The 18,338-nt window shown below is 43.6% G+C and carries 14 protein-coding genes; 9 read left to right on the forward strand and 5 right to left on the reverse strand.

Translation table 11 applies throughout. The features are described 5' to 3' along the window. Positions 1–155: 155 nt before the first annotated feature. Complete coding sequence (locus KUA49_RS12165; protein WP_218411871.1) at positions 156–1,136, reverse strand: hypothetical protein; 981 nt, start codon at positions 1,134–1,136, stop codon at positions 156–158. 298 nt (positions 1,137–1,434) lie between these two features. On the opposite strand from KUA49_RS12165, the gene KUA49_RS12170 reads away from it, so the two are divergent. Continuing rightward, on the forward strand, positions 1,435–3,099 hold the full coding sequence (locus KUA49_RS12170; protein WP_218411826.1) for a formate--tetrahydrofolate ligase: 1,665 nt from the start codon (positions 1,435–1,437) through the stop codon (positions 3,097–3,099). 105 nt (positions 3,100–3,204) lie between these two features. On the opposite strand, the gene KUA49_RS12175 is transcribed toward KUA49_RS12170, so the two are convergent. After that, positions 3,205–3,810: an epoxyqueuosine reductase QueH gene (locus tag KUA49_RS12175; RefSeq protein WP_218411827.1), complete on the reverse strand. Its 606-nt coding sequence runs from the start codon at positions 3,808–3,810 to the stop codon at positions 3,205–3,207. A 213-nt stretch (positions 3,811–4,023) separates the two neighbouring features. Continuing rightward, positions 4,024–5,160, reverse strand: a complete 1,137-nt coding sequence (locus KUA49_RS12180; protein ID WP_218411828.1) for a metallophosphoesterase — start codon at positions 5,158–5,160, stop codon at positions 4,024–4,026. Between the two features lie 310 nt (positions 5,161–5,470). Here KUA49_RS12180 and KUA49_RS12185 point away from each other — a divergent pair, with 310 nt between their 5' ends. The 8 genes from KUA49_RS12185 to KUA49_RS12220 all read left to right on the forward strand — a co-directional run bounded on the left by KUA49_RS12185 (position 5,471) and on the right by KUA49_RS12220 (position 14,246). Next, a complete protein-coding gene (locus tag KUA49_RS12185) occupies positions 5,471–6,220 on the forward strand; it encodes a NigD-like protein (RefSeq protein ID WP_218411829.1) in 750 nt (249 codons plus the stop codon). Positions 6,221–6,519: 299 nt separating this feature from the next. Next, a complete protein-coding gene (locus KUA49_RS12190; protein WP_218411830.1) occupies positions 6,520–8,277 on the forward strand; it encodes an ATP-binding protein in 1,758 nt (585 codons plus the stop codon). 114 nt (positions 8,278–8,391) lie between these two features. Beyond that, positions 8,392–9,543: a PDDEXK nuclease domain-containing protein gene (locus KUA49_RS12195; RefSeq protein WP_218411831.1), complete on the forward strand. Its 1,152-nt coding sequence runs from the start codon at positions 8,392–8,394 to the stop codon at positions 9,541–9,543. Positions 9,544–9,611: 68 nt separating this feature from the next. Then, on the forward strand, positions 9,612–9,869 hold the full coding sequence (locus KUA49_RS12200; protein WP_203050532.1) for a DUF3791 domain-containing protein: 258 nt from the start codon (positions 9,612–9,614) through the stop codon (positions 9,867–9,869). A 14-nt stretch (positions 9,870–9,883) separates the two neighbouring features. Then, positions 9,884–10,135: a hypothetical protein gene (locus KUA49_RS12205; protein ID WP_117588197.1), complete on the forward strand. Its 252-nt coding sequence runs from the start codon at positions 9,884–9,886 to the stop codon at positions 10,133–10,135. 77 nt (positions 10,136–10,212) lie between these two features. After that, positions 10,213–10,515 (forward strand): nucleotidyltransferase family protein, encoded by a 303-nt coding sequence (locus KUA49_RS12210; protein WP_218411832.1) that lies wholly within the window; start codon positions 10,213–10,215, stop codon positions 10,513–10,515. Positions 10,516–10,691: 176 nt separating this feature from the next. Further along, complete coding sequence (locus KUA49_RS12215) at positions 10,692–12,500, forward strand: AAA family ATPase (protein ID WP_218411833.1); 1,809 nt, start codon at positions 10,692–10,694, stop codon at positions 12,498–12,500. A gap of 6 nt (positions 12,501–12,506) precedes the next feature. Next, positions 12,507–14,246 carry an LlaJI family restriction endonuclease gene (locus KUA49_RS12220; RefSeq protein ID WP_218411834.1) on the forward strand — a complete coding sequence of 580 codons (1,740 nt, stop codon included), beginning with the start codon at positions 12,507–12,509 and terminating at the stop codon, positions 14,244–14,246. A 4-nt stretch (positions 14,247–14,250) separates the two neighbouring features. Here KUA49_RS12220 and KUA49_RS12225 read toward each other — a convergent pair whose 3' ends face one another. Both KUA49_RS12225 and KUA49_RS12230 read right to left on the reverse strand, forming a co-directional pair. After that, positions 14,251–14,643 carry a (deoxy)nucleoside triphosphate pyrophosphohydrolase gene (locus tag KUA49_RS12225; protein WP_218411835.1) on the reverse strand — a complete coding sequence of 131 codons (393 nt, stop codon included), beginning with the start codon at positions 14,641–14,643 and terminating at the stop codon, positions 14,251–14,253. Between the two features lie 23 nt (positions 14,644–14,666). After that, a complete protein-coding gene (locus KUA49_RS12230) occupies positions 14,667–17,438 on the reverse strand; it encodes a DUF3427 domain-containing protein (protein ID WP_218411836.1) in 2,772 nt (923 codons plus the stop codon). Positions 17,439–18,338 lie beyond the last annotated feature (900 nt).

The raw sequence follows: 18,338 nt of genomic DNA on the forward strand, positions 1-18,338 counted from the left end.
TTTATTAAAATTATTATATCTATTTTGTTTCACTTATCGTTTTTGGGGTGCAAAGGTACGGAGTTTCCTCCATACCTGCAATACCCATAAATAAGGATTCTCATCAATACCTACTTTTAGGTACCCAATGAAAGAAGCAACTCGAAAGAAGCTTCTTACTCCTTTATTTCAATCTCTCCCCCGTTATCCTTGGCGTTGTAAAACCAGAAACCGAGAATCAATCCTACAAACACCAGCAGGATGCCCACCATCTCTGCAACATGGTTGCCCGGATCCACCCAAATCTCCTTGAAGAATCCGTTGCGGGCTGCAATCTCCACAGCCGTCCACAATACGATGACGTTGGCAAGCGACATGCGCAGGTTTCTACCCCAATGACCGATGTACAACTGCTTCTTGAAGATCATGCCCGAACCGATGAGACAGAGGATGCCGATGGCATAAGTCACAGGATGAGTGGTGCCGAGGAACACCGGGTCGTAGCAGAACATTAATAATAGGTATAAGCCCCACATCATGATGTTCCACTCCATAAAGGTAACTATGCTGGCATGATGAGCCATCGGACGAAGCTCTACATGGTTCTTCACGCCGCAATGGTTCTGAATCCAACGGATGAAATTGCAGCCCGTCTTGGTGCAGAATATATACATCACCAGGAACATCATCCACATGCCGAAAGTGGCTGGCATAATGAGATATTCAGGGCGTGAGCCACGAATTTCCTTCAGTTCCGCACGGCTGAATTCCTCCAGCGGAGTGCCGTTGATGGTATAGGTATGATGCACGCCGATGCCATTCACATATTCTGTAGCAGTCTGAACCACGCCATTGCCCACCAGGTCGCAATGCACACCATAGCGCTGGGCATAATAAGCCAGCAGGAACTCCACCCAGCCGGTCCAGAACAGCAGGGCACCCGCCATACCGAACACGGTCTGTTTGGTATCACCCTTCACGAATACGCCCCAGATGGTAATCACCAGTCCCACGAAACCCATGGCAAAGGCAGAATAATGCAAGGTGGCAGGCTGCATGGTATGCTCCATGATAATCATCAGCGCATGGCCCAAAGGCATCAACAACAAGATAATCAATATAGACCCTATGGTCATTCCCAAGTTTTTTGTCTTCATCATGTTTTATTTCTATTTATTACTACTTATTACTATTTATACTGTTTATTATTATTTCAAATTGGGTTGCAAAGATACAACTATTTAGACTTTTTCGCAATACCTAGAAATAATGATTTGATTTCACTCGGTTTATCACCATAAATGATGATTCAAATTCATCAGTCTTTATCATTAGTTTCCCTATAAATCATGATAAAGCCTGATATTCTGCCCCTTTTGTTTTTTTTATACTTTCTTATGCCGCAATCTGAATACTTTTGCGTATCTTTGCACCACAAATACAAATTCATTATTTATGTTGACAGATATTGAAATAGCTAAATCAGTTAAACTGCGCCCTATCAATGAGGTAGCAGCAGAACTAGGAATTCATGAAGACCAGGTTGAAAACTATGGTCGCTACATTGCCAAGATTACTACTGGCGACATCGATCCTAACAAGTTCAAGAATCATCACCTTATCCTCGTTACCGCTATCAGTCCTACCAAGGCTGGTAATGGCAAGACCACTGTATCTGTGGGTCTCGCCCTGGGTATGCAGAAGATTGGCAAGAAGGCTGTAGTGGCTCTTCGCGAACCATCTCTGGGTCCTTGCTTCGGCATGAAGGGTGGTGCTGCCGGTGGCGGTTACGCCCAGGTTTTGCCTATGGATAAGATCAATCTCCATTTCACTGGCGATTTCCATGCCATCACCGAGGCTAACAACATGATTGCTGCCCTTCTGGACAACTATCGTTTCCAGCACGAGGCAGAGGGATTCAAGTTGAAGAAAATTCTCTGGCGCCGTGTGATGGACGTAAACGACCGTGGTCTCCGCCGCATCATCACCGGTATCGGCGATAAGAACGGCATCGAGACAGAGGCTGGCTTCGATATCACTCCTGCTTCTGAAATCATGGCTATCATGTGTTTCGCAACTAGCGTTGACGACCTGCGTCGTCGCATCGACAATATTCTCCTCGGTATCACTGAGGATGACAAACCATTCACCGTCAAGGACATGGGTGTAGGCGGAAGTATCGTGGCTCTGCTCCTCGATGCCCTGAAGCCAAACCTGGTTCAGACCACAGAGGGCACTCCTGCCTTCGTTCACTGCGGTCCGTTTGCCAACATCGCCCATGGCTGTAACTCAGTGATGGCTACTGCTGCCGCTCTGGAGTATGGCGACTATGCCATTACAGAGGCTGGATTCGGTGCCGACCTCGGTGCAGAGAAGTTCTACAACATCAAGTGCCGCAAGACCGGTCTGCAGCCAGACCTCACTGTGCTCGTGGTAACTCTCCAGGCATTGAAGATGCATGGTGGCGTAGCTCAGGAAGATATCAAGAAGCCAAATGTAGCTGGCATGGAGGCTGGTTACTGGAACCTCGATAAGCACGTGAAGAACCTGCAGAGCTTTGGTCAGACCGTGGTTATCGCCTTCAACAAGTTTGCCACCGATACCGACGAAGAGATTGATGTATTGCGCAAGCATTGCGAGGAGATGGGTTGCGGTTTCGCCGTGAACAGTGCCTTCGCCGAGGGTGGCAAGGGTGCGATGGAATTGGCAGAGCTGGTAGTGAAGACTATCGATGAGCATCCATCTGCTCCTCTCTACTTCACCTACGATGACGATGAGCCAGTGGAGAAGAAGATTGAGGATGTAGCCTTCAACCTCTATGGCGCCGGCAGCGTAACCCTGAGCGATTCTGCCAAGGCAATGATTGAAGAAATCAAGAAGTTGGGTGCCGAGAAGTTCCCTATCTGTATTGCCAAGACCCAGTATAGCTTCTCTACCGATGCCAAGGCATACGGTCCTACAGAAGGTTTCGAGCTCCACGTTCGCGACATCACTGTCAACATGGGTGCCGAGATGATTGTAGTCATCGCTGGTCCTATCATGCGAATGCCAGGTTTGCCAAAGAGCCCACAGGCAGAGCGCATCGACGTGGTAAATGGTGAGATTACTGGTCTTTCTTAAGTCCCACAGATTTCACAGATTCACACAGATTTTTATATAAAACTATTCGCCCTGAAAGAGCAAAAGCTTTCGATAGACAATGCTTTTGCCTTTCAGGGCGATTTCTTATCTCATGCTGAATTCACAACCGCAATACAATTGGTTGTAGAATTCATTCTGTTTCAACAATTCTCCTCGGCGATTCTGCAAACCGCCTTTTCTCCAGTTCATATCCCACCACTCTACATCTGGGCATCCCTCAACGGCGATATGTCCGGCAGCATCAATCTGCCTGATGTTCTTCCATCTCGACGAAGCCAGCGTAGTGGTAAGCAGATGGAAGCCATGCTCCTGCGCATACTTAGCCGCATGCTTCAGGCGATAGAGGAAACAAGCCGAGCAGCGGCTTCCCCTTTCCGGTTCATTCTCCAAACCCTTGATGTTGGCAAGCCATTCCTCATGGTCGTACTCATCCTCCACGTATGGCACGCCCTGCGCCTCCAGGAATCGCATCAGCTCGTGCTTGCGAATCTCAAACTCCTGCTGCGGATAGATATTACTGTTGCTGAAATACACCGTAGGCTTCATACCATTACGAAGCATACACTCCACGATGGCAGACGAACAAGGGGCGCAGCAGGCATGCAGCAATACGGCATGACCATCGGCCTTGCTTCCATCAGGGAGAGAAAGTTTCACGAATTTATATTGTTCTTCTACTGGAATCTTCATTTTTATTTTGAACTTTAAACTTTGAACTTTTTACTAAAAAAAACAAATGGAGTACAATCTCTCGACACCCCCCATTTGCCCAAATATATGCGAAAACTATTGCAAAGTTACGATTATTTTCTGAATCACCAAACTTTTAAGCGATGATTTTTCAAATTAATCTGTTTTTCTCGCCTTTTTTACCAAGGCTTAACACTTTGCGCCAGTTTTTAACTATCGTAGCTCTCGCTTCAGGGTAATCACGGTCATTTCCGGCCATGCTCCCAAACGGAACGGGAAGGAGCCGCCCAAGCCAGCCGATACATAAAGCAGCTGCCTGCCCAGCCAGTATTCGCCGCCCCACTCCTTGAAAGCCATCTTAGCAGGAGTCAGATTGCCTATCTTCAACTGTCCGGCATGGGTATGACCAGCCAGTGTCAGGTGGGCACCCGTCTTCTGCACCTCTCTGCGCCAATGATGCGGGTCGTGGGTCAGCACAATCTTAAAGGCATCCTTCTCCACCCCCTTCATCGCCTTCTTCAGATTACTGCGGTTGGTAAACGGCGGTTGTCCCGCATTCTCCACACCAATGATTTCTATTGAAGCCATGCCATGCGATATGGTGAAATGCTCGTTCATCAGCTGGTGCCATCCCATCTGCTCCTGCAGACTGAACAGCAGTCGTCTATTCTTTCTCAAATCCCTGATGCCATGATGCGTATTGTATTCGCAATAGTCATGGTTGCCCCACACCGAGAAGATGCCATCGGGCGCATGCAGTTTCTTCAACTCATCCACATAAGCCTCCACCTCGCTGGCATCATTGTTCACCAGGTCGCCGGTAAAGAGCATCATCTCCACCCCCTCGGCATTGGCACGTTCTACCACCTGCTTTACGAAGTCAGAACCCTTAGGGAAGGTACCCAGATGGAAATCGCTGAAATGCAGAAGCTTGTATCCGTCGAAATAAGGAGGAAGATCGGGCGATGAATAAGTGATGTATTTCACCTCCAGCCGTTTCCATCCCGCCACGAAGCCAAAGAGGAACCACCCCATCAAAGCCAGTGCCGGCAAGATGGCGAAGAACCAAGGCATGATGAAATCGAAGAGGATGAACACCACCTTCGGCATCACGGAGAAAAGAATCAGCGTAAAGAGCACCCTTACGGATGTGCGATGAAACTTGCCCAGCTGCAACCCCACCTCGGCAAGGAGGATGAGCAGCGTAGGAACCCACCAGAGGATGGCAAGCGCCAGGGGCCATTCGTCCACTCCGATATGCCAGAGCCACACATCGGGCACCATCGAAAGCGCCACGACGCCCACGACATATAATATGGATCTAAATATCTTTTTTATAATCTTATTCATATACCTATTATTATAGATAGCAGCATCTGGTTTATTACAGATTGCAACATCTTGCTGCAAAGGTACTGCAAAACGGAGACACTACAAAATAAATCCCCATTTTTTTATCCGTCAAGCCAGATTATTCCATTTATTCAGCAAGTCAATAATCCCCCTTCTTTCGTTTTAACTTTCTTTTGCTAAATCTCACGCAAGTTTTTCCTTCTTTCGTTATTTTACAGACAGAACATCTAAAGAGAGAATCAACACGTGTACTCTAGTTCTAATAGATAATAGTGAAAAAATAAACAAGAAAGGAAAAAGAATAAGTATGAGAAAAATAGAGTTCAAGAAGGCGTGGCTGGCAGTGGCACTGCTCCTGTCAGCCCTCACCTTCCAATCGTGCAACAACGACGATGACACCGATTGGGATCGTATTTTACCAAACGCATTGGTAACAGTAAAACAGAATGGCGATGCCTGCTATTTGCAGCTCGACGACAACACCACGCTGCTCGCCAAGAACCTCAACAAGCCATTCGGCGACAAAGAGGTGCGTGCACTCGTCAACTACTCCGTCACCAATGAGAAGAGCGACCTTTACAACCAGGTGGTTCATGTAAACTGGATAGACAGCATTCTGACCAAGAAGCCAGTGCCATCTCTGGGTTCCGACGAAGCAAACAGCGAGAAATATGGCAACAACCAGGTAGATATCGTTCGCGACTGGGTAACCGTAGCCGAGGATGGCTATCTCACCCTCCGCTTCCGTGCTCTCTGGGGAGGTCAGAAGCCTCATTACATCAATCTCGTAACAGGAGTAAATCCAGAGAATCCATACGAGGTAGAGCTTCGTCACAACGTAAATGGCGACCCTCAGAACTACTGGCGTGATGCCCTGGTAGCCTTCAATCTCAACGAAGCCCTGCCAGATACCAAGGGCAAGACGGTGAAGCTCACCATCCGCTGGCGTTCAAGCCAAGGCTACAAGAAGGTAGATTTCGACTACTGTTCCCGCAAGTCCATCACCAGCACCAGGATGCTGGAAGGCTATAGCGAAGCAGGCGAAAGCATCAGATAAAAGAAAGATCTGAAAAGGAAAAGGATATATGGAATAAAAAGAAATAAGGATACAAAGAATCCCCTGATGACAACTCCCCCATCGGAGTTCATCAGGGGATTTTTGTATTTATTAGTATACACCATTCGATACAAAATTAATCTTTTCTCATGAAAACACAAAAGAAAAAGCCCAAAAACTTACATAAAAGAGAAATATTCTAGCTGTATGGTAGAAGTTTTTCGTGAAAAGTTTTGGAGATTAGGAGACAAAGTGTTATCTTTGCCATCAGATTCAAAAACGAATAATCAAACTGAGTTATGATAGTAAGACCAAAGCGCATTTATCGCAAACGCATACCATACGGCATGCAGAATTTTGAGGATGTCATAAAGGAGGATTGTTACTATGTGGACAAGACTCCTTTCATAGAGCAAATAGAAGAATCCAACAAGTATTTCTTCTTCATTCGCCCTCGCCGTTTCGGCAAGAGCCTTACTCTCTCCATGCTTGAGAATTACTATGATATCAATAAGAAAGACAAGTTTGAGGAAATCTTTGGCAAGCTTTACATCGGTCAGAATCCTACACCGGAGCATAATACATATCTCATCATCCACCTCAATTTTGCCGAGGTAGCAGCAGGATTGGATGATTATAAGGATGGACTGGACAACCATTGTCGCCTTGTGTTCAATTTCTTTTGTGACATCTATGCACATATTCTTCCTACTGGTACCAAGGAAGGATTGCAACAGGAGCCTGATGCGGTATCCAAGTTGAGATTTCTTTGCCAGAAGTGCCAGGAGGTGGGAAAGAAGATTTATCTCTTCATCGATGAGTACGACAACTTCACCAATATGATTCTCGCCCATGAGGAGCATCTTGTGAGGTATCGCAACCAGACCCACGGTGAGGGATACTTGCGCCAGTTCTTCAACACCATCAAGGGTGCGGCTGGCAATACCCTGGGCAGAGTGTTCGTCACGGGAGTAAGCCCTGTGACCATGGATGACCTGACCAGCGGATTCAACATCGGAACCAACTACTCGCTCTCACCTGACTTCAATGAACTGACGGGATTTACCGAGGAAGAAGTGAGAGAGATGCTGGATTATTACGGCAGCGTCCTGCCGTTCAATCACACCACCGATGAACTGATCAAGGTGATGAAGCCTTGGTACGACAACTATTGCTTTGCCGAGGAGAGATATGGTGAGACCACCATGTACAACTCGGTAATGGTGCTCAACTTCGTAGATAATTACATCCGAAGCGAATACCAAATCCCTAAGAAGATGGTGGAGACCAACATCCGCATCGACTATGACAAGATGCGAATGCTTATCCGCCACGACAAGGAGTTCGCCCATGACGCCAGCATCATCCAGCAGTTGGTAACCCAGGGATTCGTGACAGGTACGCTCAACGAGAACTTCCCTGCCGAGCGAATCAACGACCCAGACAACTTCCTCAGCCTGCTGTTCTATTTCGGCATGGTGACGATAGACGGAACATACAAGGGTGAGACCAAGTTCATCATCCCGAATGAGGTGGTGCGTGACCAGATGTACACCTACCTGCTCGACACCTACAAGGAGAATGACTTGGTATATGATAGATATAGCAAGGGTAAACTGGAGAGCAAACTGGCATACGATGGACAATTCAAGCCATACTTTGAGTATATTGCCGACTGCCTGAAGAAGTACTCCTCCCAGCGAGACAAGCAGAAGGGAGAGGCTTTCGTGCATGGCTTCACCTTGGCGATGACGAGCCAGAACAAGTTCTATCGCCCTATCTCAGAACTGGACAATGACGGCGGCTATGCCGACATCTTCCTCTCTCCGCTCTGTGACATCTACAAGGACATGGTGGATTCATATATCATCGAGTTGAAATATTGCAAGAGCCAAACCACCGATGAGCAAGTGAAAAAGCTCTTCGAGGAGGCTTCAGCTCAAATCTCTCGCTATGCGGACAGTGATATGGTCAGAGAGGCGGTAAAGACCACAAAGCTCCACAAGCTGGTGGTCATCTACCGCGGAGCGGAAATGGTGGGTTGCGAAGAGATATAAAACTTAACCCACATTGCAGCCACTCGTTATGTAACTCCTTGAAAAGAAAAAGCCCAAAAACTTGCATAAAAGAGAAATATTTCTTATTTTTGCAGCAAATAAAAAGAAAGAACGATGGCAAAGGAAAATATAGACTTATCAGTAGTCCTTCATGATGATAGCGACTATAAGGACTGGCTCGTAGAACTCAAGGAACGATTCTACAGCCATCGCCTAAAGGCATCTTGCGCTACTAATGGCTACCTGTTAGACTTCTATTGGAAGCTGGGACGAGACATTGAAGCTAAGCAATATACCAACAATTATGGTTCTGGTTTTTACAAGAATCTCAGTCAAGATTTGAAAAATGAAATGCCGGGGGTGAAGGGATTCTCGCCAACCAACTTGAAGTACATGAGCTACTTTTATAAGCTTTATGCTCCATTGGCAGCAAATCGTCAGCAAGCTGCTGACGATTTTACAGAACACTTAATTGGTTCTGATATTCAAACAGTTGCAGAACAAAACAAAAATCGTCCGCAAGCTGCGGACGATTTCAAGATGCTTTTTCTCATTCCTTGGGATCATCATCGCCGTATCATCGACAAATGCAAGGATGATATGGACAAAGCCCTGTTCTTCGTAAGAAAGACTTGGGAGAACAATTGGGGACGTGACGCTCTTCTCAACTGGCTTGATACCGACCTTTATGAGCGTGACGGCAAAGCCATCACAAACTTCCAATCCACGCTCTCTGCTGTGCAGAGTGACTTAGCGCAACAGATAACAAAAGACCCTTATCAGTTGGATTTTCTTAATCTTAGGGAGAAGTATGACGAGCGTGACATTGAGAATGAATTGGTAAACAACGTTACTCGTTTTCTTTTGGAACTTGGAAAGGGATTTTCCTATATGGGCAGACAATTTCGTTTGGAAGTAGGTCAACAGGAGTTCTTCCCCGATTTGCTTTTTTACAATACCCACCTCCACGCCTATGTGGTCGTAGAGCTAAAAGCCCAGTCGTTCCATCCATCGTTTTTGGGGCAACTGAGTTTCTATGTATCTGCCATTAACCATCAGTTCAAGACCGATATAGACAACCCGACCATCGGCTTGCTCATCTGCAAGGACAAAGACAATGTGGTGGCGAAATACGCCTTGGAATCATACAAGGAACCGATGGGAATATCAGAATATCAACTATCCAAACTCTTTCCGAAAGACTTTAAGTCTTCTATGCCGACTATAGAGGAATTGGAAAAGAGATTAAAAGATAATCAAGAATAGTTTTGATAAAAGAGAAATATTTCTTATTTTTGCATTATCTTTATAGGATTAAGAGGAAAGGACGAAAAATGGAAAAAGAAAACAACAGAATACAATTACCACTAGAAGAAATCAAGCTCGCCTTCGCAGCGTCATGTGTTGAGGGAGCCGCAAGAAAGCTCGGGGTGCCATATATCGAGATATACGAAAGAATGAGAAAGGTTGATTTAATCAACAAATTCATTCTGCCACACTATGATACGCTCCATACAGAAAGTAGAGAGTATCTTATAGAAGATGTCATAGAGTGTCTAACTAATTGGGAGAAGAAAGCTTCTCATCAATAAATACTTAGTTTATAATGGAACAGAAAAAATATAAACAGATCAACACCAAGACGCCTGAGATTCAAGAAATGATTCTCAGCTATCAGATAGGAGGCGTAGCATACGAACTATCACAGCGCCTCGAGATTTCGCCAGCCCTGGCTCTTGATCTCTTCTATCGCAGCAAGACCTGTGCACAGCTCCACGATAAGCGCACCGGCTTGTATCTTATGAGCAATGGCTACATCGCCGATGATTTCATTTACGAGAAACAGAGAGGGTACTAAGCAGTAGTTTATACCAGAGCCATCTTACCCCCACACGCCCTGAAAGGGAAAAGCATTCTAAAAACAAGAAAACTAAAATGAAGACAAGGGAAGAATACATAGCTCTCATCGCTTCTCATGCCGAAGAACTGCAGAACACCTTCGGCATCACCTCCTTGCGTCTCTTTGGCTCAGTTGCAAGAAACGAGCACCACGAAGGAAGCGATGTAGATGTCTTTGTAGAAATGCCACCCAAGTTTTTTCTAGTAGTACGTCTGAAGGCATACTTGGAAGAACTTCTAGACAATCCTGTTGATATTATCCGGAAGCATCAGCACCTCAATCCCTTCCTACTCAAGGAAATTGAGAAAGATGGGATTGAAGTGATAGCGGAACGATAGATGGGGGACACCAATAGACAGACATCTTACTCAATCTTTAAAAGGATTTCTTCAATCCATCCACTATTTTCATCCGTAAATGAATCTTTTCTCACGAAAACACAAAAGAAAAAGACCAAAAACTTGCACAAAAGAGAAATATTTCTTATTTTTGCAGCAAAATAAACTGTAGAAATATGACAACAGAAGAACAATATAAAAATTTCATTAAGAATTGCACTACCTCACCAAAAAGTGTCAACAACTATAGTGACTTTAAGCGCATCAATGAAACTGTAGCCAAAATCAAAGGAGTTGATTCCTTTGATATCTACTCTTGTGTACATACCAAAGAACTACAAGATATAATTGATTCACTTAACAACAATGAAGAATTCAAGCAGTATGAGAAAACTGGCAGTAACCAGTATTCTAACGCCCTAAAGACATACATGCGATTTCTTTACGCTAAAGAAATTTTCCAGAATGAAGCTAAAAAGATAAAGGCTCCTTCAAATCTTACTCTTCAACAGATTTACTATGGCGCTCCTGGTACAGGTAAATCAAAGACCATCAAGGATTTGACTTTTGGTGAAGATGTTATTCGTACCACATTCCATCCAGACTCTGATTACGCCTCTTTTGTAGGTACTTATAAACCTATTACAGAAGAAGTTGTACTCCGAGATTGTAATGGCAAAAAGGTTATTGATGAGGAAACCGGAAAGGTTGTAAAGGAAGACAGAATTGCCTACAAGTTCATTCCTCAGGCTTTTCTCGAAGCCTATGTTGAAGCGTGGAAGAAACTTGGATCCGGCAAAAAGCAATATCTTATCATCGAAGAAATAAACAGAGGAAATTGTGCCCAGATCTTTGGTGACCTGTTCCAATTGCTCGATCGCAACGAATATGGTTTTTCTGATTATCCTATCGTTGCAGATAAGGATATGCAGAAATATCTTAAAAAGGAATTTGAAGGATGGGAGATTACGAATAAAGACAAAATCAATCAGCTCTATGGCGAAGCCAATATGATAGGCCTCATCATGAAGGGAGAACGACTTGTTTTGCCTTCAAACCTCTATATTTGGGCAACAATGAATACCAGCGACCAGAGCCTCTTCCCTATTGACTCTGCCTTTAAACGTCGTTGGGATTGGAAGTATGTGCCTATTCGTGAAGGACGTGACAAAGAAACCAACGCTAAACTCAACTGGTATATCAACACGGGTGATAGGCAATACGACTGGTGGTCATTCGTCAGCCAGGTCAACAAGTTGATAGGTTCACTTACCAATTCTGAAGACAAGAAACTCGGCTATTTCTTCTGCAAGGCAAAAGATGGTGAAATCGATGCCGATTTATTCGTAAGTAAGGTTATCTTCTATCTCTGGAATGATGTGTTTAAAGACTATGGTTTCGATGACAAGGACTTTCAGGATGAAGAAGGCAAGATTCTGTCTTTCGACCGATTCTACGAGGATAAGAACGGCAAGACTAACGTTGATATAGCTATCGTTAAGCAGTTCTTGGAGAATTTGGGAGTGGAGGAATACATTTCAGAAGAAGAGGATTCTGATGATTCATACGAAAACGAATCAGATTTGGAACTTAACAATAATACCAATAGCAATCAGCGTTCATACGACAAGACGAAATATCGAGTTAATGGAAGCAGCGAACTCCTAAATAAGGGAGAAACGGCTCTTGCCATAATAGAATATCTGGTTAATAATAAGAAAGAGACATATTCTGAAATTTTAGCAGATATAACCAGATTTATCAATCCGAAGAAGACTGATAGAATAGTTATAAAGGTAGAGGACTATCCTCAATGGAAAGAGAAACATAAAAATGACAAAGGTAAACGTTGGTACGACGATAATCCTTTAACAACAATAGATAACGTCAAATTTTATTTTACAACACAATGGGGCATAGATAATATCGATCTTATTATTGAATTAGCAAAATCAAAAGGATGTACTGTTGAATCCGTAAAATAACATAACATGAGAATCCTCATAGAAGAACATCAGTATCAGGCTGAACAGATCAGGGATGTCCTGCACGGCATTGACGCCATGCAGGACATTGATGGCAACGTCAGCGTTAACTATGTTGGGTATTACTACAATACCCAACTGAACGATTGCGTCTTTATTTTACCAAAGGTACTGCTGGAAGACACTCCAGAAGGCGAAAGAGTTTTTGGCAAATACGCCCCAGAAAACATCGTCAACCTGAACCAGAACAACCCTCTTTCTCAACACGAGAAAGACTTCATCTACGAGTTCTCTGTCTGGATTTACCGCACCATCGAGGTTTACAACAATACCACCAGAAACGGTATTGTATATCACCAGAAAATAGCATGTCTCGGAAAAAGTACCAGACAAATCAACAACACATTCCTCGATATTCTGCTGGCTCTCATCGACTTCAACAAGCATAACCAGGATTTCATCTTCTTCATCCTGAAGAACATCCATTCCGGTTACAACCGCATTCATTGGTCAAAGACCATAGCCACCACGAGTGCCATCATCAGCAAAAACAGCCCTGTTTATACCCATCCTGTCAACAGGAAGAAGCAGATCAACTTCGATGAAGAGTTACTGATTATTTTCTATTCTATCCTGAACTATATCAGCGAAAGATATGGTTTCACCAATCATATCAACTGCAATTTCCAGTTGATCAAAGGTTATCGCTTCAATACATATCTTGATGGATTAGGAAAGACCAGACTCCTCCAGATTAAATACAAGTACTTTTCGGATAAAGCATTATATCTCTGGCAGTTATGCTATGACTTCTTTGACAACGCCAAGCGCATGAACATCCAGAAGGAACGTAAAGAGTATCTTCTGGTTAAGAGTTTCAATATCGTTTTCGAAGCCATTATTGATGAACTTCTGGGAGAAAAGAACATCCCAGCTGGTCTGAAAGAACAAGCTGATGGCAAACGCATAGACCATTTGTACACCTACCAGAACCTCATTACAAGCAGAGACCCAGAGCCTGTTTATTACATCGGTGACAGCAAATATTACAAGCTGGGCCATGCCATCGGAAAAGAATCTGTATATAAGCAGTTTACGTACGCCAGAAACATCATCCAGTGGAACCTGAACCTCTTTATGAACGACGATAAGGACGATGAAGAACTGCAATACGACAAGCGTAACTTTGGCTACGTACCCAAGCTTCGCGATGACCTGACGGAAGGCTACAACATCATTCCGAACTTCTTCATCAGCGCAAAGATGGCAGAGAATCTCTCTTTCTCAGACCAGATTTCGTCAACCGACAGGGAAAAGAAGTGCTTCAACACCCAGCATTTCAACGACCGCCTGTTCGATCGAGACACCCTCCTAGTCTTCCATTACGATGTAAACTTTCTCTATGTCGTATCTCTGTATGCCCGTCATAATGAGCACCAGAAATTCTCGTGGAAAAACAGAGTTCGCAAGATGTTCCGGGATGAAATCCAGAAAATGCTGGATGAAAGATATGAGTTCTATCGCCTCACGCCAAAAGAAGGTACTCAAGTAGAAGAATTTGTCAGCAGGCATTTCAGAATGCTTATCGGCAAAATCTTTTCTCCTTCAAAAGACAATGATTATCTGATACTTGCACTCGAAAAGAACAATTCTGATGAGAAGCTAAAAGAAGAGATAATAGAGGCTGCCAAGGAGAAATTCCATCTAGAGGAATTTGCCTTATCAACTAACGGCAAGATTGACTAGCCTATTATAAGATACTTTCCACTACCCCAACATCCGCTGCAGCCCAGTCGAGATTTTTCAACTCTACAGGGCTGCACCACTTGCTATCAGCATGCTCCCTTCTCTTGAACCCATCAGCCTCAGCTTTTGGAGTACACAGATAAGCAGTCATGGTTATTGAGAAATCAGGATACTCGTGATTCACGGTCACCAGCTCCTCTCCTACTTCAACAGGATACTCCATCTCCTCCATCAGCTCACGAGCCAGCGCCTGCTGAGGAGTTTCACCAGGTTCTATCTTGCCACCAGGAAACTCCCATTTATAGCTGGTATATTCAAACTTCGTCTTGCCTTTCTGCATGCAGAGGTACTTGCCATCATGGCAAACCACGGCTGCTACTACATTATAATGTTTCATTGTCTATTCTCCTAAAATATAATTTACTCCATCCACTGGAAATCCTCCTGCAATTCTTGCGGCAACGGATTGTCCATGTGAATATCATACAATATGGAACCATTCGTCGTTGCTTCCTTTCTTGGATTCTCCAAATGCCCTGTTCCGATATAGGTATATGGCAGAGTGATACCATTCTCGGCACTCACCTTTCTCACAAATACTAATACCCTTTTGGCAGCCCGCTGCAAAGCCTCATCCTTGGCAGAAATATGGGCAATACTTTCCCACTGAAAAATATCCGGAGCCAAGAACTTGTCATTATACTTCAGATGATCATCCAGGGAAGCATCCTTCTTCAAACCAGCAAAAACATACATATTGCCATTCTTATAGTAAGTGCCATACTGATTGTGCTTCGGATTCTCCAATATCTTCAAGAGCACCTGGTCCTGGCGATAATCCTGCCATAACAGGAAATCTTCTTTCGTGTCAGCATACCTTGCCTCATATTGCGTCAGCCCATAGTTGAGCAAATCTTGCAGATATGCCTCATATTCCTGTTCTCTTTCACCACACAAATGCACTTCACTCTCTTTTATCTTCACCGCATTTCCATCTTCCAGGAATCGCAAAGCGTGCTCCAGTTGCTCATACTTGAAACCTGGGATCTCCTCCTGGATATTGGCTTCTATATGCGATAACGTAGTCTCTCCGTTCAGTAAATTCCTGATTATCAAATACTCGTGTTCTCTTACCAAAGGCAAAAGACTTGAAAGATAGTTGATGCAAGCTATCTGCTCTTCTGAGAATACAGGCAAATCCTCTTCCTCTATACCCTTCAAGAAGCCATAATAAGAATTGGTTTTCTTGGAACCAATCTTTATCTTCATGAATTTCAAGAGATTAGGAGCATAATCACTATTCATATAATCCATGTGCGATGGATAAGACGGAGTCTTCAGATATGCCTTGAAATTCTGATAATCCATCTTCAGATAGTTGATGCGATTGAAATTCTCGCTCTCTATCTTGTCAATGATTTCTTCTTTAGAAAGATCGTCGATATGTATCTCAACACCATAATCATCCAAGCCCAAACTTTTGAAATCATTCCTTACCATAAACTTCAAGAGTTTCTTTTCCAAGATGGAATTGCGGGAAAGACTACCAAGTGCCAAGGCTATATGAACGCTACGCTTATAGCTATTGCCGATGAAATCGAGTATCGTAACATAAGGCTTGTTGGCATACTTACGAAGTCCTCGACCCAATTGCTGTAAGAAGATGGTACTCGATTCCGTTGGGCGCAGGAAAAGCACCATGTTGACACCAGGAATATCCACACCCTCGTTCAGGATATCTACAGCAAACAGGATTTCCAAATCCCGGTTTTCATCTTGCAAATCATTATAAGCACGAATACGTTCACCGGTCTTGTTCTTACCACTCAAGAAAGCAGTATGATAATAATCACCCAGATTATCAGCCATCATTCTAGCATGCTGGATGTTTCTACAGAAAGCCAGAGCCTTCAGTTTCTGTCCTTCCATACGATGTTTTTCAATCTGTTTATGGATAAACTCACAGTTTTCCGGTGTAGAAATCTGCGAAATCAAACGGCGTTCTCCTGAAGCTGTCAAGCCATAATCAACCAGTTCGTCACGAATGCCGAAATAATGGAATGGCACAATCAGATCATTGATGATGGCATCACGAAGTCGCAACTCGTATGGGATATTATTGCCGAAAATCTCTACTACATCCTGATTATCCATACGGTTCTCGGTAGCTGTCAAACCCAGCAGGAACTCTGGCTCAAAATAGTCGATGATTTTCCGATAACTGTCCGCAACAGCATGATGACACTCATCGATGATGATATAATCGAATTCCTTCTTATCAAAGAGTTCGAGTGAGCGACACATAGATACATTGGTAGAAAACAGAAAATCTTCTTCTGTTTCCTTTGCTTCCGCATTATACAAGCCGCAAGTTTTAGAGCCACCAAATACCTTTTGGAATGTCTCTAAAGATTTCTTCAAGATAGAGCCCTCGTGCACAATATAGAGTAATCTGTCTGGGTTGAAATTGAGCGCATCAAATGCTGCCAGATATGTTTTTCCGGAACCTGTAGCAGAAATCACCAAAGCCCTCTCCTGTCCGATGGCACGGTAACGATTCAATTCACGAAGTGCTTTACGCTGCATATAGTTAGGCTTGATATCGGAATTCGCCATATCGTAATCCATATCCCAACGCTCTATCGCAAAACTGAGTTTTGTAGAGTAATCCTTGATTCTATCCTGTGATAATTCATAAGTCTGGTTCCAAAGATTTTCAAACTCATTCATTGCATCAAGATAAGCCTCGGTATCACGGTCGCAGTTTACAACCAAATCCCACTCTATGTTTTTCAACAAAGCATAGCGGGTGATATTAGATGACCCAACAATCATCTCGATTCCATCTTCCATCTCGAAGAGATAGCCCTTGGAGTGGAATCCATTGGTAGAATAGTTTTTCTCATCGTGGAAGCATTCGTCATCCAGATGGCATTCAAAATTGGGATATCGGGTCAGGCTCATGAAAAAGTTCAAAGATTCCACATCCGTGAAGTTCTGATAGGTAGAAGTGATGATTCTTCCTTTGGCTCCACGTTCTACAGCAGCCTTGATGTCCTTAGACAGGAGTACCAAGCCGGCTTTCTTGATAAAGCTGACCGAGAAATCAAATGCCTTGCAGCGACGCAAGTTCATCTGAATGGTTGACAAGAAGGTTGTCTCTGTATAATTTGTTAAGAATCTCGATTTCATAAGCCTTGTATTTTATTTCAAATGCAAAAGTACAAAAAAGATTCCACTTACGTTACTTTTCTCATACTTTTTTTTCAGAATATTGGCTATACACAGCTATTAGGAATGCTAACATATATTGTTATAGGAGGCCAAAATAAAACTGTCACAACTGTAATGTAACGTTTTTAGTACAAGTAAATCCTAACGATTAAAAGTATATATTACTGGCTATCAATACTTTAAATCTAGTGACCCTGCGTTTTACAGGGTCACTAGAATAGGTAGGTCTGGCTAATTTACTGTATCTACCAGTTGGCTGTCTCTACCCATACGCAGCGTTTCGCTGCATCATGTGGATTAACACTCTGGTTTACAGCTATATACTCTTTTTTAGTCCTATGCATCAAATGCTTGATTATGCTTGTCACGATTAGCTGTGGCTTGAGAATAATGATAGCAGCGAAAAAACAAAAAAAGTCAGGTCTAGCGACGCTGCGAAACGCAGCATTGCTAAACCTAACCTAACTCTTTTGCTTGCTTTCATTACTTTTCCTTAACTCACATGCAGTTCATTACTCCGAGCGACGTACCAATGGCTGTAGTCAATACAAAAGTTACTTACCTGCGTTCTTACCATTCCGTGGAGTGCACTTTACTTTACGATACTTAATGTTCCCTGTCCATTTTTTTAGTGAGTAGTGAGTAGCGAGCAATGAAGGAATGGTAAGTAACTCTTGGCTTTCTAAAAAATCAGAGGGGGACGATTTCTCTGAATGACGGTGCAAAGGTACAACTTTTCTCGGATACCACCAAAAAACACCCTGCACAGTTCTGTTAAACGGAATTAACATTTGCGACGGATTCAGTTAAAAATAAAAACTCATAGATCTTTGGGTGAGAAAACTATGAGATGATACC

Origin of the sequence: Segatella copri (assembly GCF_019249655.2) — a bacterium.
GTDB lineage: Bacteria > Bacteroidota > Bacteroidia > Bacteroidales > Bacteroidaceae > Prevotella.